The organism is Pseudoalteromonas sp. TAE79 (genome assembly GCF_000498015.1).
In the GTDB taxonomy this organism is placed as follows: domain Bacteria; phylum Pseudomonadota; class Gammaproteobacteria; order Enterobacterales; family Alteromonadaceae; genus Pseudoalteromonas.
The window spans coordinates 1-23636 of the sequence record NZ_AUTL01000136.1 but is presented as its reverse complement, the minus strand read 5'-3'; the positions used below and the strand labels follow the sequence as shown (position 1 = coordinate 23636).

At 39.3% G+C, this 23636-nt stretch carries 24 protein-coding genes and 1 tRNA gene; 15 read left to right on the top strand and 10 right to left on the bottom strand.

Features of this window, described 5'->3' with window-relative positions; all coding sequences use genetic code 11:
- Nucleotides 1–7 precede the first annotated feature (7 nt).
- From L655_RS0109575 to alr, 5 genes are all read left to right on the top strand, one after another.
- The gene (locus L655_RS0109575) at nt 8–556 is read left to right on the top strand and encodes a sigma-70 family RNA polymerase sigma factor (protein ID WP_024604892.1); all 549 of its coding nucleotides are present in this window, start codon (nt 8–10) and stop codon (nt 554–556) included.
- A complete protein-coding gene (locus L655_RS0109570) occupies nt 543–1025 on the top strand; it encodes a hypothetical protein (protein ID WP_024604891.1) in 483 nt (160 codons plus the stop codon). The genes L655_RS0109575 and L655_RS0109570 overlap by 14 nt, the downstream gene beginning before the upstream one ends.
- Before the next feature lie 9 nt (nt 1026–1034).
- Nucleotides 1035–1973, top strand: a complete 939-nt coding sequence (locus L655_RS0109565) for a DUF4097 family beta strand repeat-containing protein (protein ID WP_024604890.1) — start codon at nt 1035–1037, stop codon at nt 1971–1973.
- Nucleotides 1974–2084: 111 nt separating this feature from the next.
- The gene (gene dnaB / locus L655_RS0109560) at nt 2085–3464 is read left to right on the top strand and encodes a replicative DNA helicase (RefSeq protein ID WP_024600732.1); all 1380 of its coding nucleotides are present in this window, start codon (nt 2085–2087) and stop codon (nt 3462–3464) included.
- Entirely contained in the window at nt 3464–4543 is a 1080-nt protein-coding gene (alr, locus tag L655_RS0109555; protein ID WP_024604889.1) for an alanine racemase, read from the top strand. Before dnaB ends, alr begins: the two co-directional genes overlap by 1 nt.
- A 20-nt stretch (nt 4544–4563) precedes the next feature.
- Here alr and L655_RS0109550 read toward each other — a convergent pair whose 3' ends face one another.
- Complete coding sequence (locus tag L655_RS0109550; protein WP_011329083.1) at nt 4564–4803, bottom strand: DUF2960 domain-containing protein; 240 nt, start codon at nt 4801–4803, stop codon at nt 4564–4566.
- A 100-nt stretch (nt 4804–4903) separates the two neighbouring features.
- On the opposite strand from L655_RS0109550, the gene L655_RS0109545 reads away from it, so the two are divergent.
- The 3 genes from L655_RS0109545 to L655_RS0109535 all read left to right on the top strand — a co-directional run bounded on the left by L655_RS0109545 (nt 4904) and on the right by L655_RS0109535 (nt 6784).
- Nucleotides 4904–5155, top strand: coding sequence for a hypothetical protein (locus L655_RS0109545; RefSeq protein ID WP_007587304.1), 252 nt, complete (start codon nt 4904–4906; stop codon nt 5153–5155).
- A gap of 201 nt (nt 5156–5356) precedes the next feature.
- The gene (gene pnuC / locus L655_RS0109540) at nt 5357–5974 is read left to right on the top strand and encodes a nicotinamide riboside transporter PnuC (RefSeq protein ID WP_024604888.1); all 618 of its coding nucleotides are present in this window, start codon (nt 5357–5359) and stop codon (nt 5972–5974) included.
- Nucleotides 5975–5977: 3 nt separating this feature from the next.
- Nucleotides 5978–6784: a phosphotransferase gene (locus L655_RS0109535; protein ID WP_024604887.1), complete on the top strand. Its 807-nt coding sequence runs from the start codon at nt 5978–5980 to the stop codon at nt 6782–6784.
- A 3-nt stretch (nt 6785–6787) separates the two neighbouring features.
- On the opposite strand, the gene L655_RS0109530 is transcribed toward L655_RS0109535, so the two are convergent.
- Complete coding sequence (locus tag L655_RS0109530; RefSeq protein WP_024604886.1) at nt 6788–6970, bottom strand: hypothetical protein; 183 nt, start codon at nt 6968–6970, stop codon at nt 6788–6790.
- Nucleotides 6971–7216: 246 nt separating this feature from the next.
- On the opposite strand from L655_RS0109530, the gene L655_RS0109525 reads away from it, so the two are divergent.
- The 3 genes from L655_RS0109525 to L655_RS0109515 all read left to right on the top strand — a co-directional run bounded on the left by L655_RS0109525 (nt 7217) and on the right by L655_RS0109515 (nt 8743).
- Nucleotides 7217–7291: transfer RNA gene (locus L655_RS0109525), tRNA-Arg, on the top strand.
- A 212-nt stretch (nt 7292–7503) separates the two neighbouring features.
- Nucleotides 7504–8037 (top strand): hypothetical protein, encoded by a 534-nt coding sequence (locus L655_RS0109520; protein WP_024604885.1) that lies wholly within the window; start codon nt 7504–7506, stop codon nt 8035–8037.
- Nucleotide 8038: 1 nt separating this feature from the next.
- Entirely contained in the window at nt 8039–8743 is a 705-nt protein-coding gene (locus tag L655_RS0109515; RefSeq protein ID WP_024604884.1) for an NRDE family protein, read from the top strand.
- A 119-nt stretch (nt 8744–8862) separates the two neighbouring features.
- On the opposite strand, the gene L655_RS01000000125370 is transcribed toward L655_RS0109515, so the two are convergent.
- Together L655_RS01000000125370 and L655_RS1000000127935 are read right to left on the bottom strand one after the other, a co-directional pair.
- Nucleotides 8863–10119 carry a GNAT family N-acyltransferase gene (locus L655_RS01000000125370; RefSeq protein WP_241764470.1) on the bottom strand — a complete coding sequence of 419 codons (1257 nt, stop codon included), beginning with the start codon at nt 10117–10119 and terminating at the stop codon, nt 8863–8865.
- Nucleotides 10086–10625, bottom strand: coding sequence for a hypothetical protein (locus L655_RS1000000127935; protein ID WP_241764469.1), 540 nt, complete (start codon nt 10623–10625; stop codon nt 10086–10088). The genes L655_RS01000000125370 and L655_RS1000000127935 overlap by 34 nt, the downstream gene beginning before the upstream one ends.
- 336 nt (nt 10626–10961) lie before the next feature.
- On the opposite strand from L655_RS1000000127935, the gene L655_RS0109505 reads away from it, so the two are divergent.
- A complete protein-coding gene (locus L655_RS0109505) occupies nt 10962–12176 on the top strand; it encodes an HD-GYP domain-containing protein (RefSeq protein ID WP_024604883.1) in 1215 nt (404 codons plus the stop codon).
- On the opposite strand, the gene L655_RS1000000127725 is transcribed toward L655_RS0109505, so the two are convergent.
- Entirely contained in the window at nt 12136–12459 is a 324-nt protein-coding gene (locus L655_RS1000000127725; RefSeq protein ID WP_024604882.1) for a hypothetical protein, read from the bottom strand. The two genes, L655_RS0109505 and L655_RS1000000127725, sit on opposite strands and share 41 nt — an antisense overlap.
- Nucleotides 12460–12742: 283 nt before the next feature.
- Between L655_RS1000000127725 and L655_RS0109495 the strand changes: the two genes are divergently transcribed.
- Nucleotides 12743–13969, top strand: a complete 1227-nt coding sequence (locus L655_RS0109495; RefSeq protein WP_024604881.1) for an outer membrane protein transport protein — start codon at nt 12743–12745, stop codon at nt 13967–13969.
- Between the two features lie 111 nt (nt 13970–14080).
- On the opposite strand, the gene L655_RS0109490 is transcribed toward L655_RS0109495, so the two are convergent.
- The 3 genes from L655_RS0109490 to pepA form a co-directional block, all read right to left on the bottom strand.
- Nucleotides 14081–16936: a valine--tRNA ligase gene (locus tag L655_RS0109490; protein WP_024604880.1), complete on the bottom strand. Its 2856-nt coding sequence runs from the start codon at nt 16934–16936 to the stop codon at nt 14081–14083.
- A gap of 53 nt (nt 16937–16989) precedes the next feature.
- Nucleotides 16990–17436, bottom strand: a complete 447-nt coding sequence (locus tag L655_RS0109485; protein ID WP_024604879.1) for a DNA polymerase III subunit chi — start codon at nt 17434–17436, stop codon at nt 16990–16992.
- Between the two features lie 158 nt (nt 17437–17594).
- Nucleotides 17595–19106 (bottom strand): leucyl aminopeptidase, encoded by a 1512-nt coding sequence (gene pepA, locus L655_RS0109480; protein WP_024604878.1) that lies wholly within the window; start codon nt 19104–19106, stop codon nt 17595–17597.
- Nucleotides 19107–19681: 575 nt separating this feature from the next.
- On the opposite strand from pepA, the gene lptF reads away from it, so the two are divergent.
- Both lptF and lptG read left to right on the top strand, forming a co-directional pair.
- Nucleotides 19682–20794 (top strand): LPS export ABC transporter permease LptF, encoded by a 1113-nt coding sequence (gene lptF / locus L655_RS0109475; protein ID WP_002962016.1) that lies wholly within the window; start codon nt 19682–19684, stop codon nt 20792–20794.
- A complete protein-coding gene (lptG, locus tag L655_RS0109470) occupies nt 20791–21858 on the top strand; it encodes an LPS export ABC transporter permease LptG (RefSeq protein WP_024603537.1) in 1068 nt (355 codons plus the stop codon). Before lptF ends, lptG begins: the two co-directional genes overlap by 4 nt.
- Before the next feature lie 80 nt (nt 21859–21938).
- Here the strand turns inward: lptG and L655_RS0109465 are convergent, their stop codons facing one another.
- Nucleotides 21939–22439, bottom strand: coding sequence for an RDD family protein (locus L655_RS0109465; RefSeq protein WP_002962012.1), 501 nt, complete (start codon nt 22437–22439; stop codon nt 21939–21941).
- Between the two features lie 170 nt (nt 22440–22609).
- Nucleotides 22610–23374, bottom strand: a complete 765-nt coding sequence (locus L655_RS0109460) for a DUF6515 family protein (protein ID WP_024604877.1) — start codon at nt 23372–23374, stop codon at nt 22610–22612.
- Between the last annotated feature and the right edge of the window lie 262 nt (nt 23375–23636).

The window sequence follows — 23636 nt, the reverse complement described above, 5'->3', positions numbered from 1 at the left end:
ATCACGGATGTTACACGTTAAACCCGAACCAACGCCTTTGTGCGAAGCTGCACTCATTGAGCGAGTTAAATCGGGTGATCAAGGCGCATACACAACGCTTTATGAGTTACATATAAAACGAGTATACGGTTTATGTTTACGTTTATTAGCAGACCAAGCACACGCCGAAGACGCCGCCCAGGAGGTATTTGTACAGGTATGGCATAAAATAGCATTGTTTGATGGGCGTTCGCAGTTCTCTACTTGGCTATATAGTGTTGCCAGTAATGTAGCGATAAGTTACCTGCGCAAGCAAAAAAACTGGTTACAAAAAGTAGTAAGTATTGAACACAGCGGTATGGATGAGCAATCAGCTAACGACTGCAAAGGCTTAAATGGCCTCGATAAGTTAATAGTAAGGCTTCCTGAGCGCGCACGTATGGTATTTATATTATTTGCTATTGAAGGTTACAGGCACGAGGAAATCGCGGAGCAATTAGGTCTGGCTGTTGGTTCAAGTAAGTCACAATATCATCGTGCTAGGCAGTTATTACAAGAGTGGTATGAAAATGAGTAAACCAAACTTTAACGACTACTTAAATAAGTCATTAAACACGCTTGATAAAGAAATTACGCCACAAAAAGATTTATGGGCGGGGATTGAGCGAGCAATTGTTAATAATAAGCAGAACCCAAACAGCACTATTATTTGGCCAAAACTAACGGCAATAGCAGCGTGTACTGTGGCTGCTTTAATTGCTGTTAATATATTTGTTATAGCACCTGAACCACAGCCCGTAGTGGCTATAAGTGATTACTTTTCGGCTCAAAAAAATAGTTTGTTAGTTGAATACGAAAATAAAGAAGCATTAACCACTAACTGGCAAACGCAACTACAAGAACTTGAAGAAGCTGAGCAAGCAATAAAGCAAGCTCTTGAAAACGAACCAAAAAACCAAGCGCTACTGACAATGTTAGCGCAAATATATCAACAACAACTTGATTTAATTAACAAGGTGCACGCGCCACGTTGGCAGCACATTTAGGAGTACGATATGAAAGCGATTTTATTAGGACTGAGCTTATTTCCACTGGCGGCATTTGCGGGTGAAAAAATAGATAAGCAAATAGACGTACCAAGTGGCGGCACTATTTTTATTGAAAACCAACGCGGTGATATACATATTACAGGCTGGGATAAAAACGAATTTAAAGTATCTGGCGAGCTTGATGATAAAGCACAGGGTTATGAGCTTAAAACAAGTGGTGATAAAACCCAGTTTATTGTAAAAATGCCCCGTAAATCAAATTGGGGCAATAGTGGTGACGGCTCAAACCTAACTATATTTATGCCTAAAAGCAGTAGTTTAGAGTTTGCTGGCGTTAATGTATCGGTGACTGCAAAGGAGCTTAAAAACGGCGCTGAAGTTGATGTGGTTAACGGCGAAATTATGGTAGATGATATTGCCGGTAATATTAAATTGACCACAGTTAATGGCGACGTAAATGCACAAAATTTAAGTGGTAATATTCAATTTGAAACCGTAAACGGCGAAATTAACGATAGGCAATCAAGTGGTGAACTGCGTTTTAGCGCTGTTAATGGTGATATTAAATCAACTTCCAGTGCTAATGATGTGCGCCTTGAAAATGTAAATGGCGACATAGAATTTTCGCTATCGGCTATTAAAAACTTACGTATTAACACGGTGAATGGCGAAGCCGAAGTACACATTAAAGAGCTTTTAAAAGGTGGTGATGTACGTTTTGAATCGGTAAGTGGCGATGGCGATTTTTACTTTCCTGACAGCGTATCTGCAAATTTTGAAATTAAAGCCCATGCTAATGGCAAAATCATTAATAAAGTTACTAGTGACAAAGTCAGTAAAGCTAAATATGGCCCAGCTAGTGATTTAGAGTTTAGTATCAATGGCGGTAATGCTAATGTTGAAATGGATACCATTAGTGGGCGCATAGAGCTTCGTATTAAATAACGCTCTTACCTTTACGATTACAAAAAGCAGGAAAAGATTTCCTGCTTTTCTATTTGCACAGCTCCTTCAAGTCGATAGAATAGAGCCATTCAATTTTACTACTGTGAAGTTATGGCCAAACCAGATAAGCAAGTCGATACTCTTAAAGTTCCTCCCCATTCAATAGAAGCTGAACAATCTGTTTTAGGTGGCTTAATGCTTGATAACCAAGCTTTTGACCGCGTAGCTGAACTTGTTGTATCACAGGATTTTTATACCCGCACGCACAAGTTAATTTTTGAAGCGATGACGGCACTTGCTGAGATTGGCGATCCAATAGATTTAATCACTATTTCTGAAAGTTTAGAAAAAAATAATAAACTTGCAGGAATTGGTGGTTTTGCTTATTTAGCTGAAATAGCTAAAAACACGCCAAGCGCTGCTAACATTGACGCTTACGCAAGTATTGTACGCGAACGCGCTGTTGTACGTGAAATGATTGGCGTAGCGAACGAAATTGCAGAAGCGGGTTTTAATACTGAAGGACGTACTAGTCACGATTTACTTGATTTTGCCGAAAGCAAAGTGTTTAAAATTGCTGAGCAACGAACAAAAAGTAATGAAGGTCCGCAGAGCATTCATAGCATCCTTGAAAAAACTGTTGATAAAATAGAAGAGCTTTATCAATCGCCACAAGATGGTGTAACAGGTGTAAGTACAGGTTATGCCGATCTTGATAAAATGACGACGGGCTTACAGCCATCCGATTTAATTATTGTTGCAGCACGTCCATCAATGGGTAAAACCACCTTTGCGATGAACCTTGCAGAACATGCTGCAATGACTCAAGACAAACCAGTATTAATTTACTCTCTAGAGATGCCTTCAGAACAAATTATGATGAGGATGCTAGCGTCTCTTGGTCGCATTAACCAAACTAAGGTGCGTACTGGCCAGTTAGATGATGACGATTGGGCACGACTTTCATCAACTATGGGTTTGTTGATGGAAAAAGGCAAAATGTACGTTGATGATGCGTCAGGCTTAACACCTACCGATGTGCGCTCACGTGCAAGGCGTATAGCCCGCGACCATGGCGGTATTAGCATGATCATGGTCGATTACTTACAGTTAATGCGTGTACCAAGCCTTGCCGATAACCGAACGCTCGAAATTGCCGAAATCTCGCGTTCACTTAAAGCATTAGCAAAAGAGCTAAAATGTCCGGTTGTTGCGCTTTCACAGCTTAACCGTACGCTAGAGCAACGTGCCGATAAACGCCCAATTAACTCAGATTTACGTGAGTCAGGGTCGATAGAGCAGGATGCCGATTTAATTATGTTTATTTACCGTGATGAAGTGTACAACGAAGACAGTACCGATAAAGGTATTGCCGAAATTATTATAGGTAAACAACGTAACGGCCCAATTGGTAAAGTGCGTTTAACATTCCAAGGTCAATTTTCTCGCTTTGATAATTACGCGGGACCAGCGGTAGATGACGATTACTAATGCGCTTAGCCACTGCTGAAATTAATTTAGCTGCACTTGCGCATAATTTAGCGCAAATTAAGTGTTTTGCACCTAATAGCAAAGTAATGGCGGTGCTAAAAGCAAATGCTTACGGACATGGTTTAGTAACGATTGCGCAGCATTTAAATGATGCTGACGCATTTGCTGTGGCGCGGATAGATGAAGCGTTAGCTCTGCGAGCGGGGGGCCTAACAAAGCCAATAGTTTTACTCGAAGGCTTCTTTAATAAAGCCGACATACCTATTTTACTTGCTAATAATTTTCAAACTATTATTCACGATGAGTACCAATTAGCCGCGCTTGAAAAAGCAAAGCTTGATGCGCCAATAACATGCTGGTTAAAAGTAAATACAGGTATGCATCGACTAGGTATTGCGCCAGAGCAGTTTGAAGAATTTTATAGCCGTTTACAAAAAACACCTAACGCTAAAAACACTGTTAATCTGATGACCCATTTTTCGTGTGCTGATGATGTTGATAATGCTAAAACGGTTCAACAAATTACGTTATTTGATAACTTAGTGAATGGTATTGACCAAGCGCATTGTTTATCAAATTCAGCGGGTATTATCGCGTGGCCAAATGGTCATGGTGATTGGGTACGCCCTGGTCTAATGCTATATGGCGTATCGCCTATGGCAAATAGTATTGGGCAACAACATAAATTAAAACCAGTTATGCGCTTAACTACGCGCGTAATTGCAGTACGAAATGTGCCTGCTAATGAGGCGGTCGGGTATGGCGGTCGTTGGAAAAGCGATAAACCAACCAAGTTAGCTGTTGTGGCTATGGGTTATGGCGATGGTTATCCTCGGCACGCTAAAGAGGGGACCCCCGTTATAATTGGCAAGCAGCGTTATGGTATTGTCGGTAGTGTAGCTATGGATATGATTAGTGTAGATATAGGCACTAATGAACATAATATTAAAGTTGGCGATAGGGTTACTATGTGGGGCCCTGAGCTACCAGTTGAAGAAATAGCACTATGCGCTGATACTATCCCTTACGAGCTATTATGTAATATTACACCGCGCGTAAGTTATGAGTATCAGCGTTAATACAGCTATAAAGCTTGTATTTACTCTTTTATAAAGTAAATATCGCTAAAGCCCATGCGGGCAAATTCTTGGTCGCGAAAGTTACGAACAGAGGCCGACCCTTTTGAGGTCATTTCTATTTGTTGTACCATGCTTAAGTAATTAGTTAGGTCAATACCTTCAGCAGCAGCAATTGCTTGATACATGTCGTGGTATTTATCTTTAGCGAAATTAATCTCGCGTGGTTGGTTTTTAAATGTATAAGTGATTCTGCGTGCCATATTTAGCTCATTTCGATTGAGTGTTACGGTGATTTTACACTGTATTGAACTGGCATTGAACGATTTTTTGAAATCAAATAATTAATATAAAGAGTTTAAAATGAAATTATCAGTAGAGATCAGTAAATACCCATTGCACCAAGATTACATCCCGTTTATTCAGGGCTTTATTGACCGATTAAATGAATACGATGACTTAAAAGTGATTACAAATACACTATCAACCCAAATTTTTGGTGATTATGATTTAGTAATGCAGGTGTTAAATACCGAAATTAAACGTTCATATGAAGAGTTTGGTAAAGCTATTTTTGTGTGTAAGTTTCTCTCTGGCGACTTATCGCCTGAATAGCCTATAATACCAACCTGCATAAATATTTGATCAATTTAACGAATTAAATTGCACTATAACGTCGTTAAAATTTTTTTATTTAGAACAGCTAGATACAAAAATTTTTGCCTAGTTCTAGCGTAATCTTCTTAACGTTAAATAGGCCCCGTATATAAGCAGATTGGTATAACAATCGGCACAACTAAACGGTAACTGCATAATATGGACTTTTTAACACAAACCTTAAGTGGTTTTACAGCAATGTCGCATTGGGAATACATTGCGGTAGGGTTGTCGATGGCGTACTTATTATTGGCAATAAAAGAAAGCTTATGGTGTTGGCCAGCAGCATTTTTTAGCACGCTCATTTATACAATAATGTACTGGAATGGCGCATTGCTCATGGAGTCGTTACTTAATTTTTATTATATGTATATGGCTGTATTTGGGTGGGTTGTATGGCGAAAAGGCAAAGCTGAAAATCTAAATATTACCTCGTGGTCGATAAACCGTCATGCTGTTTTAATTAGTTTAACAACCGTAGCTGCAATAGCTATTGGTTACGTTATGCAAAACTATACTCATGCTGATTTTGCTTATCTTGATAGCTTTACAACATGCTTTGCAGTAGTAACTACTTACTTAGTTGCTAAAAAAGTCCTCGAAAACTGGCTGTACTGGATTGTTATAGATGCAGCTTCTATGTATTTATATTACGAAAAAGGTTATTACCCAACGCTAGCACTCTTTATATTTTATACCATTATGGCAGCGTGGGGCTTTAAAACCTGGTACGAAGAGTATGAGCAAAGCCAAGCTAAGCCATTAGCACAGCTTTAATTAATGATTGATTATCATGAGTTAGTAAAAATATGTAGTGCGTTTATAGAGCCTACAAGCATTGTTTCAAGCGAGCGATTACTTAATGGCTTTAGTAACGATAATTTTTTAATACGTACTAAGCAACAAGGGTATTTATTAAAATGTTATAAAAGCCACTGGCCAAATATCGGCCTTGAAGCACAGCGTTTTTTAAGTGACCTTAATATATGTCCAGCGCCTATTTGGCTTGATAAAGAAAACGGCCGTGCGGTATTTAATTATATCGAAGGCAAAAGCGCGCAATCGGACATAACGCTTAGCTTTATTAATAAACTTGCTCAAGTGCACAATTACACAGTGTCCACCGCGCCAATGGATATAGCTAAAGAGCTGCATTTTTATCAAAGCACCGGCGTATATACGCAATATAAACCTCAAATAGAGCAGGCACTCAAAGCCGTTGCAGCCATGCAATTTGATGAAGGTTTTTGTCATAATGATTTGGTAAAAGATAACATTATTGTCAATGCTTCGGGCATGTATTTAATTGATTTTGAGTACGCGCAAACTAACGATGTATATTTTGATTTAGCGGCGCTTGCAGTGAGCTTTAATCTTAATGAGAGCAGTGAAAGTACATTGTTAAACAACTATAAAAATAGCGTTGATAAAACAAGCACGTTTTACCCATCAATAGATAAGCTAAATTACTATAAGCTGTTTTTTTTGGTGTTATGTATTGCTTGGTATGAGGAGCGCAGCATAACTAGTAAATCTATAATGTTACGTGCGCAGCTAAATAAACTTGTTACTAATACTTTTTTATAAAAGTTACAAACCACCAAAGCGTTCAGCGAGCTCTTTGTACTTTGTTACTTCTGCGGCATCAAATTGTGGCTCGCCGTTTTCGTCTTCTGACTTAGCTATTAGTAAACTCTCGCGAGCAAGACGCTTAACACGCTCAACTTTTACACCTAAAAATTCAGCGGTTTGCTCAGTAGACATTAAACTCATTATTATTTCCTCGTATTAAACTAATCCTCACAGCGACAATCATAATTTTAATGTTACTAAACCGTTACTGTTTCTTATCTAATAAGAATAAATAGCCTGTTTTTAAGCCTTTGTGAAGTGTTTTATTTAAAACAGCTTAATTAATAAGCATATAAGCTGATCTTACTGGTATTTATTTAAAGATCTCTTTATCATTGCCAGTGCTAAAGCACTGATATCGCGAGTTGGTGTGGCGGCAACAAATGTGCTCTCGTGGTGAAATGGATATCACGTGGCCCTCCGGAGGCTGAGTTGTAGGTTCGATCCCTACCGAGAGCGCCATTTGCTTTTATATGTATCAATTATCCTCTTTATATTACCTAGCTTCTTATTAATTACTCTTATATTTAAAAGTGCATTTACTGCAAAAACTTTGAAAGTTAATTTTAAAAAACAGCTTTCTAGTTATTTATACAATGCAAAATTAGCATCCAAAAATCATGTTGTAATTATTTACATATAAGATTTAGTGATAAATGAGGAAGACCGATTCAATGTTAAATAGTCAATTAGAGATACTAGCTCAAGGACACGCTTATCTTGAAGGTGTAACTAAAGAGGACTATTCCCAAGTCATTACTCCTAACTTTATTAGCTCGGCAGGATCTCATATGCGACATATTATCGATCATTATCAATCTTTAATGACCGGCTTTAGCACGCAAAAAGTAGATTATGATTGCCGCTTAAGAGGAGGAGATATTGAAAACTCTCCAACTGCTGCAATAAAAAAAATTGCCGAAATAACAACGTGGGTTGAGCAGCTAAGTCCAGATGATTTTAATAAACCGTTATCACTTTCAAGTGAAGTTTCGATTAAAAGCAAAAATGTACAAACAGTAACAACATCACTTGCGCGAGAGCTTATTTTTGTAGGCAGTCACGCTGTGCACCATTACGCGATGATTTCACAAATTTCTTTTGCTCAAAAGTCGCAGCTCGATCAAAGCTTTGGTTTAGCACCAAGTACAGCTACCTTTTTAAGAGAAAATAGCCAGCCAGCACAACCAAAATCGATGCAAAATTAAAATGTGCACGTTAAGTTACTTTTTAACTGATGATGGCTACGAGCTATTTTTAAATCGCGATGAGCAAAAAACACGAGAAACGGCAATCGCTCCAAGTAAGCACCAGGGTAATGCAATTTTCCCCATTGATCCGCAAGGAGGAGGTACTTGGCTTGGTGTATCGCATTTTGGGCAAACACTCGCATTATTAAACGATTACCAAAGTGTATTTGATATAACTGCGGTAAAGCATAGTAGAGGTCTGTTAATCCCTCATTTACTGAGCAATAAAGCCCCTGCATTGTACCAATTACAAAACATGGATTTATCGGGCTACGCGCCTTTTAAGTTGTGTATTTTTCCGGATGGGCTATCGATAAATAACAATAACGTGGTTTTTGTTAGGTGGGATGCAAAGCAGTTAATCCACTGCCAAGTTGAACCACTTGCTACGTCATCAGGTGTTGAGCTTGAAACGGTGACACAAAAGCGTAAACAACAATTTAAGCAACTTATTGATTTTAGGCATCCTGAAAGTGAGCAGTTTTTAGCATTTCATTACAGCAAAGCCGAGCAAGGCCAATATGGTGTAAATATGCAAAGAGAAGACGCAATGACAGTCAGTATTAGTCATATTAAAGTTGGTAAGACTATACGTTTTAATTATTTTGATAAGCAGTCTCAGCTCATTAGCAGCATTAGTTGTTTAAAAGTGGCTGCAGCTTAACTAAATATTTTTATAGCTATAACTATTACATAATTAAAAACAAAAAAGTCGATGTCATTAATTACATCGACTTTTTTGTTAACTGTATTTTACCTGCTGTATTAATACAGCGATAAAAATTATAAGTGATTTATATAACCATCTTTTTTATCGCCAAGATAGAGCTTAAGTAGCTTTTCAGGCGCGCTTGGTAGGTGCACACTTAAAAGTAATCCTGGGGTGTGATTAAAGTTGCTATCAATGCCCATACAATGAAATTGAGCGCCTAGCTTATGATATTGCTTTAATAAAATCGGTATGTCTTTTTTATCTTCTTCTATTCCCATAACCAATGTTGATACATGATCTATGTTTAACGTGTGATCATTAATGAAGTCTTCAAACTCTGGATGAATTTTATTATTAAAAGGCGTATTGGCGCTAACACCTTGTTTATTATTAACCATAGCATGGTCAATAATTGCGACAGAACGAGGGTCGTAAAGCTTACTTAATGAAACCGTGCCATATAAAGTCCTATAACGTGGGTTTTGCGCCATAAACGCACCAATCCCTTTAAATAGCAGTAATAAGCCATGGTAACTGCCTTGATGTTTTTGAACTATAAACGAGCGACCCATTTCCAAGCACGGCTGTTGTTGATTAATAAAAGAGGGTTCAAAATTAAACATTTGCGATAAATAAAGGGCGCTCACGTCGCTATTTTTTTGTAATAAATCGGTTTGTCCAATTCTATAAGCACCAATAATTTCTTCATTTTTATGATCAAAAATAAACAAATGCATGTAAGTCGCATCAAACTTATCTGTGTCGCATGGCTCGCCACTTCCTTCGTTTAATGTACGAAAGGTTATTTCTCTGAGGCGTGTTATTTCAGCAACACAATTAGGTATTTGATCTTGATAACCGTAATAAACGGAGTAACTTTTAAAGTCTAATAAGTGCTGCTCGCTTGGTAAGCTAGCAAGTTCACTCGTCATGTTTGTTTTATCGACATCCTGCATAATCGCTTTTAGTTGCATTGATTGGGCATCGTCTTGCCAAGGTGTTACAAAGCGTTCATCGTTTAAATAGCAAAGCAGGCGCGCAATATCGTTAATGTCGTCAGTTTTCTCAAACTTATTTAATAACTTGGGTGTAAGTAAATTACCAGCACCTAAATTAATGGACCTTTTTTGAATTTTAAGTAATTCACGTATTAGCATTAATAATCTAAATCGGTAGTAAACACGCCCCAAGTTATAAAAGGTTGAGCTATTCTGACCGCTAATAAATACAGGCAATAAAGGAGCTTGTGTTTTTAAAGCTAGTTGAGCGGTTAAGCGATTCCATTGCCCGTCAGTTACACGTTGTTTTTCTGATTGAAAAAATGACACTCTTCCCGCAGGAAAAACCACAAGTAAGCCATCATTTTAACATGACTAAAACACTGTTTTATTGAGCTGGTATTAATGGCTGCTTTTGGTTTTAGTGGGTTAGCAAAAATAAAATAGTCTTTAATTTCTTTAAATATTTTTAAACCCACGTTAGCCATTACTTTTGTATCGCTACGATAATGGGTGAGTAAATTTGCAATAATTACGCCCTCAATCATGCCATAAGGGTGATTACATACCACTATGCAAGGACCATGCTTTGGTATTTTGTTAATAACATCTTGTGCACCAAGCACATTAATACCTAATACATTTAACAGCTTTTCACTAAACTCTTGTTTATCTAAACCCGATAAATTATTACAGAGGTATATATCACGTAGCTTATTGATGCCCAATAGGCTATCGAGCAGCGGAGCGGCTATTTTTAGTATATGACCCAAAGGCGAGGCTGTGTTTATTGCAGCCACACTTAGGTTTGATACGGGGTGGTTTAATTTTGTCATATACGTTGATGCTCTTAAATTTTTATAGCTGTTGTGTATATTTAGACCGAGAAAAAACCACATTATGTTCAAATTAGGTTAATTAAGTTTGTTTAAAAGCGTAAAAATAATACTCAAATAGTCTTTTAAGTGCTAAATGGTTGTAGGTTATTAAGAAAATAGAAGAGGGTTTTAATTATCCATAAAATAAGGTTACCCACTACAGCTAATAAGAGTGATACAGCAAGTAATCTTTTGTAGTTATATATCACTACTTACAACTCAAAAACTAGACTTTTAAGCTTAATTAATGCTATTTAAGGTACATCTACTTTAAATGTAAAAAATCTCACCTTTATGCTAATTACTTTGCCTGTGTCTGAGCTCACCCCTGGTATGTACGTTGATAGCGTTACTAAGCAACACGAGGGGATCAATAGCATAAAAATTAAGACCAGTGGCTTGGTGCGCGACAAATCTATTATTAAGCGTTTAGTGTCTGAAGGGGTGCTCGAGCTGCTTATAGATTTTACTAAAGGTGATGCGCCAGTTCCTGCCAAATATAAGCCCCAAAGCGCACCTAAAACATCTAATAGCCAAAAAAAAGTAGAAAAAACACCTATAGCTATTTCTATCGAACAGGAGTTTGCTAAAGCGACTGTAAATTACGATCAGCATGGCCGAAAGTTACAATCATTATATGGCGATTTAACATCTGGCCTGAGTGTTAATATAAAAGTGCTTGATGAAATTGCCAGCGAGATAGTCAGCTCAGTCTTTCGTAATGCCAACGCCATGACTATTCTTACTCGTATAAAAGATAAACACAGCTATAACTGGCGGCATATGATCAACTGCGCCATTTTTACCGCTGTATTTGCTAAATACTTAGGGTACAAAATGGCTGTTGTGCAAGAGCTTGCCATGGGCGCGTTACTTCATGATTTAGGCCAAGCTAAATTACCGCAGGGTATATTTTCAAAGCCAACTAAGGTTACTAATAATGAGCTCTTAGCGATTAAAAAGCATGTAGCGCAAGGTTTGGGTTTAGTTAAAGGCGAGAAGGGTATAACACCCCTTATGCTTGATATGATAGTGAATCATCATGAGCGCTTAGATGGCTCTGGTTATCCGCGAGGCCTACAGGCAGAGAAGTTAAGTCGTCCAGCGCGTATAATGGCAATTGTAGATGTGTACGATGCAATGACTGCCGATAGAATGCATCAAGATGGTGATGAACCAATCAACGCATTGCGGTACTTATTAGCCAATAAGCAATTGTTTGATGGTGAGTTAGTACAGCGTTTTATAAAGTGTTTAGGGGTTCATCCGGTAGGAACTATTGTAAAATTAACGAATGAACGTTTAGCCTTAGTGCTTGAAAGGAACGTATTAAATCCTATTAAACCTAAAATTAAGCTATTTTATAATGCTAAGCACAATCATCATGTTACACCGAAAGACATCGATTTAAGTGAGCACACCCAAGAGCTTAAAATACTATCAAGTGTTAAGCCCTTAGATTATCAGATTAATTTGTCTCGCCTGCTAAAAGAGCATTTGTTGAATTAGTTTTTCTACATTGTCTTTTTTTACTTTGCTTAGCCGAAATAAACGCCCCTAAAAAGCAACTCCCCATTAATGTTAACCATAACAAAGTGCCTAGCTCTACGTGCAATGCAAAACAACACAGCGCTAAAGATATTAACGCATTTAACATTGCTCCTAGCCAATAATGAGTTACTGGGTTATTACATTGTCCAGCTTGAGTACATGCACAGTAATTTGCTTTGTAAAAGCAAAATACACTCGTCCCACAAAACATTAGCCCCGCAATAATAAGTGAAATGATCACAGCGTTACTTCCTTAGTGATTTTATAAAGAGTGTAATTTGCTCTACACCCCAAGTCAATCTAAATGATAATCAGTTACATTTAGAGTGTTTACTCTAATACCACACTTCTCATCCGATGAGTTTTAAATAGTTGTTAAGATGTCGTTAAAAAACATGTTTTTTACCGTTTTTTGACGCATTCATAGGGTTTTTTACAAAAAATTAAGGTAGTGTAACTACGCTTTAAATCCTAATAACAACACACATAGTACCCAAACAGTCAGTTTGGTTAAGGACTCAACAATGAAATTTTCTAAAACTTTTATTGCAGCTTCGCTTGCATTTGTTTCGGCTGATAGTTTTGCAGCCGCGTTTCAATTATCAGAGCAAAATGCATCGGGTTTAGGCCGTGCATACGCTGGTGAGGCTTCTATCGCAGACGACGCGTCTGTAGTTGCACGTAACCCAGCACTAATGACTTTATTTAAAGACAAGCAACTAAGTGTTGCAGCTATTGGCGTAATCCCAGATGTAAGCTTAGAAGGTGAAGGCGCGCCAACTGGTATTGATCAATCTTCATTAGATGACGATAGCATTGCCCCAAGTGCAGTGGTACCAGCAGCTTACTTTACTATGCCTTACAGCGATAAAATCTCACTTGGTTTTGGTGCATTTTCTAACTTTGGTTTATCAACAGACTTTGATGATGACTATGCAGCAGGACAGATTGCAGGTAAAACAGAAATATTTACTGTTAACTTAAATGCAAGCGTTGCTTATAAAGTTACTGAAAAGTTTAGCTATGGTATTGGCTTGAATGTGGTTTATGCAGAGGCCGAGATTGTTCGACATTTAGGTGAGACTCCATTACCTTACCCGGCCCAAACTGAAGTTGTAAATCTTGAAGGTGATGACACTGGATACGCTTTAAATGTTGGCCTAATGTATCAACTTGATGAAAATAGCCGTTTTGGTTTTAATTATCGTACAGAAACAGATATAACATTTGAAGGAACTTATTCAAGCGCTGCACGTGGTATCGCTGAGCGCTCAGGTTCTGTTGATATTACTCTACCCGCTATCGCTGAATTTTCTGGTTCACATCAGTTAGATGAAAAGTTAGGTTTACACTACAGCGTACTATGGACTGGATGGAGTAGCTTTGACAAATTAGAAGCTGAAGTTGGTTTACCACCAGAGCAAGGTTTTGAAAAAACAGAAGACTTCTCTGACTCTTTCCGTTACTCAGTAGGTACTGATTACCAGTTAAATGAAGACATACTACTTCGTGCTGGTGTAGCATTTGATGAATCTCCAGTTTCACAAGATCACCTATCGATCTCTATCCCAGATACAGATCGTTTTTGGTTCTCATTTGGCGGTAACTACGCAATTGACCAGCAATCAAATGTTGATTTAGGTGTAAGTATTATTCGCGGTAAAACTCAGAACTTTGAAGAAGATGGATTTGAGTTTGAGTCAGAAGGTAATGCAGTACTTATTGGCGCTCAGTACAACTACAAGTTTTAATGTAGAAGTGTCTTGTAGTTAATCACAGGGCACAAAAAAGCCGCTCACTTCAATAAGTGAGCGGCTTTTTTAATGCCTATTAAATAGTGTTAATAGGAATTTTACGAAAGCTTATAAACTTTCTATTTTAGTTTTTTGCTCAAGTAGCTTAGCTTTAGCATCGCTAAACTCAGCTAGTTTTGCATTTTCTTTAGCAAGTACGGCTTCAGGCGCATTATTAACAAACTTTTCGTTAGCGAGTTTGTTTTGCACTTGTGCTAGGCCTTTTTCTGCTTTTTCGAGTTGCTTATTAATACGTGAAAGTTCGGCTTCCACATCAATTAAGCCTGCCATTGGGATCATGATCTCAAGGTTGCCAACATAAGATGTTGCACATGCTGGTGCGTCATCTTTGTTTTCAAGCATTGTAAACTCTTCAATTTTTGCAAGGGACGCTAAAAATGATTTGTTTTCTTCAATGCGTCGCACGTCGTCGCTCGATGCATTTGCAAGTAAAACGCTAAGCGGTTTACTTGGGCTAATATCCATTTCACCACGAATATTACGAATAGCTAAAATGAATTGTTTAACCCACTCTAAGTCGTCCATTGCCTTAGCATCAACGCTTGACTCGTTATATACAGGGAACGGCTGAACCATAATGCTGGTGTTCTCTGTTTCAAGGCCTGCAAGTGGTGCAACACGTTGCCAAATAGTTTCAGTAATGTATGGCATCATTGGGTGCATTAAACGCAGTAAGCTTTCAAGTACCGTTATTAACGTATGGCGTGTACCACGTTGCTGTGCTTCATTGCCTTTAAACAATACTGGTTTAGTTAGCTCTAAATACCAATCACAAAATTGATTCCAAGTGAATTCGTAAAGCGTGTTAGCAGCTAGATCAAAACGGTAGTTATCTAAGTGCTCAGTGTAGGTTTTAACGGTAGCTTCGTATTGACCTAAAATCCAACGGTCAGCTAATGAGAACTCTTTATCAGCATCGTTTGCAAAACCACAATCGAGCTCTTCTGTGTTCATTAGCACGTAACGGCTTGCGTTCCATAATTTGTTGCAGAAGTTACGGTAACCTTCAAGGCGGTTCATATCCCAGTTAATATCACGACCGGTAGATGCCATTGCAGCAAGTGTAAAGCGAAGGGCGTCGGTGCCGTGTGCTTCAATACCGCCTGCAAAAACTTTACGCGTATCTTTTTCAATTTTAGCGGCAAGTTTTGGCTGCATCATGTTACCAGTACGCTTTTGTACTAGGTCTTCAAGTTCAATGCCGTCAATCATGTCTAGTGGGTCAAGTACGTTACCTTTTGACTTAGACATTTTATCGCCATTATCGTCACGTATTAAACCCGTTACATACACGGTTTTAAACGGAACTTGTGGTTTGCCATTTTCGTCTTTTACAAAGTGCAGCGTCATCATAATCATGCGCGCAACCCAGAAGAAAATAATATCAAAACCAGTTACCAGCACGTCAGACGGGTGGAAGGTTTTTAAATCATCGGTATTTACAGGCCAACCTTGTGTAGAGAAAGTCCAAAGCGCTGATGAGAACCATGTATCAAGTACGTCTTCGTCTTGGCTTAGCGTTACGTTATCTGCAATGTTGTTTTCACGGCGAACTTCGGCTTCGTCGCGACCAACAAATACGTTACCTTCATTGTCGTACCAAGCTGGAATGCGGTGACCCCACCAAAGCTGGCGTGAAATACACCAATCTTGTACGTCGTTCATCCACGAGAAGTACATGTTTTCGTATTGCTTAGGTACAAATTGAATATCGCCGTTTTTAACAGCGTCTTTTGCAGGTTCAGCAAGTGGTGCAACACGTACATACCATTGGTCGGTAAGTAGTGGCTCAATTACCACACCAGAGCGGTCGCCGTAAGGAACCGTTAAACCATGGTCTTCAATTTTTTCAAGTAAACCTAGTTCTTCAAATTCTGCCACAATTGCTTTACGCGCTGCAAAACGATCAAGGCCGTGCAAGCGCTCAGGTATTGGTGCATCAAACTCAAGCTCTTTACCGTCAAAGGTGTATGTTTCACCTTGGGTAAGAATAGCGGCGTCTTTATCGAAAATGTTGATCATAGGCATTTGATGACGCTTGCCCACTTCGTTATCGTTAAAGTCGTGCGCTGGGGTTATTTTTACACAGCCCGTGCCTTTATCTTTATCGGCGTGTTCGTCAGCAACAATTTTAATACGACGATTAACGATGGGTAATAAAATCTCTTTACCGATTAAATCTGTGTAGCGCTCATCATCAGGATTTACTGCAACACCTGAGTCACCCAACATGGTTTCAGGACGTGTTGTTGCTACTACTATGTAGTCTTTTCCGTCTTGTGTTGTAACGCCATCAGCCAGTGGGTAACGTAAGTTCCACATGTGGCCTTGCTTGTCTTTGTTTTCAACTTCAAGATCAGAAATAGCCGTGTGTAATTTTGGATCCCAGTTTACTAGGCGCTTGCCTCGGTAAATTAGGTTTTCTTTATGAAGGCGTACAAACACTTCTTTAACAGCTTCAGATAAACCATCATCCATGGTAAAGCGTTCACGATCCCAATCAACCGATGCGCCAAGGCGACGAAGTTGCTTAGTGATAGTGCCGCCAGATTCTTTTTTCCATTCCCAGATTTTATTAATAAAATCTTCGCGGCCTAAATCGTGGCGTGTTTTGCCTTCTTCGGCATGCAGTTTACGCTCAACCAACATTTGCGTTGCAATACCTGCGTGGTCAGTACCTACTTGCCATAATGTGTTGTTACCTTGCATACGTTTAAAACGCGTTAGGGTATCCATTATTGTATCTTGGAAGGCGTGGCCCATGTGTAAGCTACCAGTGACATTTGGCGGCGGGATCATAATTGAATATGGTACGCCTTGGCCAGATGGCTTAAAGTAGCCTTTTTGTTCCCAGTCTTGATATAGCGACTGTTCAATATCTTGCGGATTGTAGGTTTTATCCATTACACAGAACCTTAAATAAGTACTTAAATTAGTTGGTTAGTTTGCCTGATTGGCTAGCTATTAATATCTTGCGTGGTGAGATTGGCACCGAGTTGGCGTAGCTTTTTAAAACGCTCGCGGGCTGCTTGCTTAGCAGCTGGTTCTACGGGTACAAAATCAAAAACTTGGTTAAACCGACGAATGTAATCCGGTAACTGAGTAGCCAAGTTAATTAAAACTTTACGATTGCCAACAGGTGGCGTAATACCAATTTCTACCGGTGCGCCGCCTTTAGGGCCTTCACCTTGTAAATTATGTGGCACAAAACTATCTGGATCGAATGCCCAAATTATTTCATCAATGGCACAGGCTGCTTCATTATCGTTAACACAAATAAACACACGCTGCCCATTTCGATACTGATCGGCCGCAATTTGAGCAGCCAAAGCAAAATGATCGTCAGCCTTAGCTGTTAACTCATCTTGTTGCTTTAGAACGAAAAATTTAGCGTTCATGTTCATTGTATCGGGGTTTCCCATGACATTGAATGTATACCAAATTGATATACATAAATTAAGAGGCAGATTTTGCCATATAACGGGGTTTGCTTCAATTAATACACAAATAAATAAGGCGCCAAACGGCGCCTTATAAACAGATATTAATTTAAACTAAACGTTTAATCTTGAGCTGCTTCACTTACACCAGCTCTATTTAGTAAATACTGAGTAAGCATTGGAACAGGGCGACCCGTTGCGCCTTTTTTAGCGCCACTGCGCCACGCTGTACCAGCAACATCTAAATGCGCCCAATTATACTTTTTAGTAAATTTAGACAAGAAACATGCCGCAGTAATTGTTCCTGCAGAGCGTCCACCTAAGTTTGTAAAGTCAGCAAATGGGCTATCTAGTTGATCTTGATAGTCATCCCATAACGGTAACTGCCATGCACGGTCGCCACTTTGCTCTGACGCTTTTAACAAATCGTGTGCAAGTGGGTTATGGTTTGATAGCAAACCAGTTGCATGCGCGCCAAGGGCTACAATACAAGCGCCTGTCAGTGTTGCCACGTCAATAACAGTATCTGGGTTAAAGCGCTCAACGTACGTTAGTGCGTCGCACAATACTAAACGACCTTCAGCGTCGGTGTTTAACACTTCAACTGTTTGGCCCGACATTGTTGTTAAAATATCACCCGGGCGATATGCGTTTGAGCCAGGCATGTTTTCACAGCCAGCTAAAACACCAATAACGTTAATCGGCAATTGCATTTGTGCAAGTGCACGCATTGCACCAATAACACCAGCAGCGCCGCCCATGTCGTATTTCATCTCATCCATGCCTTCGCCTGGTTTTAATGAAATACCGCCTGAGTCAAACGTCAAGCCTTTACCAACAAGTACAATAGGGGCTTGGTCGTCAGCGGCGCCTTTGTAGTTAATAATCGACATAATTGATTCGTTATCACTACCGCGGCCAACAGCTAGGTATGAGTTCATACCTAGTTCTGCCATTTGCTTTTCGCCAATAATATCAACGGTGATATTGTCAAAATTAGTTGCCAGCTCTTGTGCTTGTTCCCCTAAGTACACTGGGTTACAAATATTTGGTGGCATATTAGCCACGTCTTTACACAGCTTACTACCTGCGGCAATGGCTAAACCATGCTCAATAGCACTTTCGCCAATCGTTAGTTCGCGTCGAGTTGGTACGTTAAACACCATTTTACGAAGTGGACGACGAGGGTCTACTTTTTTACTTTTTAATTGGTTAAACGTGTATAAGCAATCTTGTGTTGTTTCTACTGCTTGACGTACTTTCCAGTAAGTGTCGCGACCTTTAACGTGTTGCTCTGTTAAAAAGCAAACTGCTTCCATAGAGCCCGTTTCGTTTAAGGTATTAATAGTTTTAGAAATAATTTGTTTATATTGCTTATCATCAAGCTCACGCTCTTTGCCACAACCAACAAGCAATATGCGCTCGCTTAATACGTTTGGTACATGATGCAATAATAAAACTTGGCCTGGCTTACCTTCTAAATCGCCACGGCGAAGTAAATTAGAGATATAACCATCGCTAATTTTATCGAGTTGTTCACCAATGGGGGATAACCTACGTGGCTCGTAAACGCCAACCACAATACATGCGCTGCGCTGTTTTTCTGGGCTACCACTTTTTACGTTAAATTCCATTGTCACTCCTGATTTTGAGTCATTTAAGTTAGTAAGTTGGGGCTAAAAAAGTATTTTCTAGTCTTATCTACGTAACTTATGTAAGGATAATTCTTATTTTAGCTGATTTTGTTAGGGCCTGTTGACCTTTCAGGATTAAAATTTGTTCAATCTAGGGGCTATTTAATCGCGGCGCGAGGTGTGTAACTTAGTGGGCTAAGTAAAAACCGAGCAACAAAGAGTAAATTGCCCCTAGGCAGAACCCTTCGGGCAGCGCATGTTTGGCATTTATGCTGCGTTATCGCCTATTTATGGGGAATAACCACACTACATAGGCTCTGCCTTACCTAAATACCAAACGTACTGCTGCAAATTTAACCTCGAAAGATAAACAGGCCCTAGACTCTTACTGTGTAATTGAACTTTATATGCTTAAGGGCTACTAATGCAACATTATATCGTGCACTTAGGTAGGATAATTAATTTTGATGGCTTATAATAATAGCCTATTTGCCGGTATTAATTGGGTAAAATAGCTATTTAACTATTCAATTCTCACTATCGTAGTGAAATTCCATGTTTAACAGGGGCGAGCATTGCTAATTTTCCGTTATTTGACCGCTGAGGTTTTAAAATCGCAGGTCGCCGTATTTTTAACTTTGATGACAATATTTTTGTCACAAAAGTTAGTTGGTATTTTAGGTGATGCCTCTGAGGGCAGCATTCCTGCTAAATTAGTGCTATCGATGATTGCACTAAAACTTCCACAACTAGCCTCGCTAATACTTCCGCTGAGTATATTTTTAGGCATTATTTTAGCCTACAGCCGTATTTACGCCGATAGCGAAATGACCGTACTTAAAGCCTGTGGCGTAAGTGAATGGTATGTTGTGCGCGTAACACTTATATCAAGTGTAGGGCTTGCTATATTAGCCGCAGCACTGACTATGTATATAGCGCCGTGGGCAAGCGAGCAAGAGTATCAATTAAAAGAACAAGCCAAAGCCGATGCGGGGCTATCCGCACTCAGAGCTGGGCGGTTCCAAGAAACCGGTAACGAAAAAGCCGTGGTGTTTATTCATAATATTGAAAAGGGTGGCAAAGAGCTCAATAAGGTATTTGTTGCACAGTTACCCGATAGCGAAAAAGGCAACCTAGCGCGCTTAGTATATGCAGAGCAAGGTGTTGTGGTTGAAGCAGTAAATGGTGAGCAACAGCTCGTGCTAACAGACGGTAAACGTTACGAAACAGATGGCACAACGCCTGCACTTAACTTAACAGAATTTGATGGTTACAGCGTACAAATACGAGAACAAGAAATAGAGCACCAACGCCGTAAATTAGAGGCTGTGCCTACTAATCAATTACTCGCCATTAATACTCCTGAATCTATTGCTCAATGGCAGTGGCGACTCGCTATTCCATTATCAATTCCGTTACTTACCTTACTGGCAGTACCGCTAAGTGTGGTTAATCCTCGCCAAGGTAAATTTGCAAAACTAGTGCCTGCTATAAGCTTGTACTTAGGCTATTTTATTTTACTAAATGCCGCTAAATTTGCAGTTGAAGATGGCAAAATTCCGCCTTCAATTGGCTTGTGGTGGATTCACCTAAGTGCCTTGTTTATAGGTGGATTATTAATTATAAAAGGGCGGCCGCTGGGCGCTTGGCTTAAAGCCGTTGTAACTAAGCGGGAGTTAGGCTCATGATGAAAACGCTTGATTGGTATTTAGGCCGCAGTATTTTACAAACTACCGGCTTTGCATTGTTGGTACTTGTTGGTATTAGCACCTTAATTAAGTTTATCGACCAGCTAAAGTCGGTAGGGCGTGGCAGTTACGATTTAATGACCGCAATGCTTTACACGCTTTACACAATACCTGGCGATTTAGTGGTGTTTTTTCCGATGGCTGCGCTAATTGGTGGCTTAACGGGGTTGGGGGCACTTGCCTCAAACAGTGAGCTGGTAGTGATGCAAGCGGCTGGTATGTCGCGCTTACAAATAATTGGCTCTGTAATGAAAACGGCTATATTTATGGCTGTATGCATGATGGCACTTGGCGAATGGGGTGCACCTGAAGCGCAATTACACGCCAAAGAAATGCGTAACCAAGCAATACATGGCGGCGATGTATTTAACACACAAAAAGGTGTATGGGCTAAAGACGGCAGCAATTTTATTAATATTGAAGATGTTGACGAAAACGGCAGGCTCAACGGGGTACACATGTACCACTTTGACAAATCGTTAGAGCTTACCCAAATCACTAAAGCAAAAGATGCACTGAGCCGAAAAGAAGGCTGGCTACTTCGTGATGTAAATAAGGTTATTATTACGAGCGAAAAAACCACAACAGAGCAACTACCAGAAGAGTTTTACCCTTCACAATTGACCGCTGAAAAGTTAGGGGTTGTTTCGGTAAAACCAGAGTCACTTTCATTTACTGGGCTTTGGTCGTATTTAACTTACTTAGAGCAAAACGAACAAGACACCAGTACCTACGAGCTCGCTCTGTGGCGTAAGCTTATGCAGCCTGTATCTGTAGCGGTAATGCTGCTGGTGGCGCTCTCGTTTATATTTGGCCCGCTGCGTACCGTTACTATGGGCGCACGTATTATTATGGGTGTTGTAACGGGGATCGTGTTTCATTTAACTAATGAAATATTTGGCCCTGTAGTTATGGTTTACCAAATACCTGCCATTATAGGTGCGGTATTGCCCAGTATTATATTTATAGGCTTTGCGACATATTTGATGAATAAACGGGTATAGAGTACCTATTCAAAGCATTAAAAAGGGTGACCAGTAGTCACCCTTTTTGCTTTTTAATTACCAGTTTTGGAAAGCTGGTATTAATCAAGCTCACTATAAATACGTCTGTTTTCTTCTTTAGTAAGTGCAATAACTTCTGTTTTAGAGATGTAATCTTGCAGTGCTTTTTTGTTTTTAAAATCGACTAACACCACCAAATTACCTAGACCGAGTAAAGCGCTAACGCTGCGGATAATTGATTGCGGCCAGCTAATTAAATTACCTTCAAGAGTTTGTACTTTTAAACGCCATGCACGCATGCCAATGGTTTGCCCGCTTTTAGTCCAAAAGTAGCCAAAAAATACTAAGCTAACAATAATTAAAAGAGCGGTACGAATACCCGAAAGAAGATTTGAATTTTGAATAAATGCAGATACATCCTCTGCGCCATTTAAACTAATTACATCGAGAGAAATAAGCCCCTGTACTGCAAATAAATACAGCACTACAGTTAACATCGCAAACGCAATAATGGCTAACGTATCGTAGACCAACGACGCAAAACGGCGCCAAAAACCAGCACGTGGAAACTCACCCGACATAAATACACTCTCACTATTAATATGCGAGCTAGTTTAACAAAAAAGCTTACAAATACTAAGACATGTTAATGTTTAGAGAGAATTGATTTTATTGCTGTAAATTACTACCTACGGAGGGGAATGAAAAAGACCCTACTATTTACAGTAAGGCCTTTTAATTTATAGCGAGTTTAACCTAGCTTTATGGCAAGGTATTTTATGTCGTCACCACTTATTTGCGGTAAAAAATAAATATCGCCGTATTTAAAATACTGCTGTGAGTTAATTATTACGGCCTGTGCTGTCTTAGGCAATGAATCGTAAGTTTGGCCCAAGCTATAGTCATTCACATTACCCACTTTTATTGCCTGATTAAGGCGAGTTGATGGCTCATCAACAACCGTATAACCATTATTATCTGCAATGTAGTACACATTTTGATAAGTGTAGTAAGTCGTATTATGGTGTTTAAAATGCCTGTAATTTCTTGGTAGCGTATTTATACGCAGGCCTCTAGGTGGTTTAACAACATGGTAGCCTCTTTTAGCTTTACGGTAATAAAGGCCGTCGTTAAACGTAAACGAAATACCATTAAATCTGATTGATGCGCTATTGCGTGGTAAATGGTTTATAAATCGATTTTGTCTGTAAGGGACTGAATTATGATGGCTTGTTAAGTAGTTATATTTTCGCTGGTTGTAGCGGTGTAGTTCACGCTTTTCCTGTTTGTACTTAGCAAGTTTACGTTTTTCTTGCTTACGGTCTTCTCGTTTTTCTTTTTTATGCTCAATACGCTGCTTTTTTTCATGGCGGCGTTCATCGCGTTTATATTCAACACGTTTGTCGTGATCGCGTTTAAAGCTTTTATCATTCTCTCGCTCGTTTTGTGCTCCAAGCGCAGAGCCTGATACTGCGCCAATGGCGAGCAGGGCAGGTAGTAAAAAAGTAAGTTTCATAGTATTGCCTCGTTTATGTTTTTACATAACTGGGTTCAATACTAGCGGCTCAAACTGAATGTTAACTGACATACAACAGCAAACGGAGTTATGCTTACAGCTTTTTACATTTTACTGACGGTTCTTGACATAATCTCTAGTTTTTGACGATTTTAGGAACGTTTTAATACACCAAAATGATTAGGGCGTGTTGATCTTTGTGGTATGAAAAACAAACAGCATGAAGATAAGGTATAATTGAATTCGCCAGAAAACTTTACAC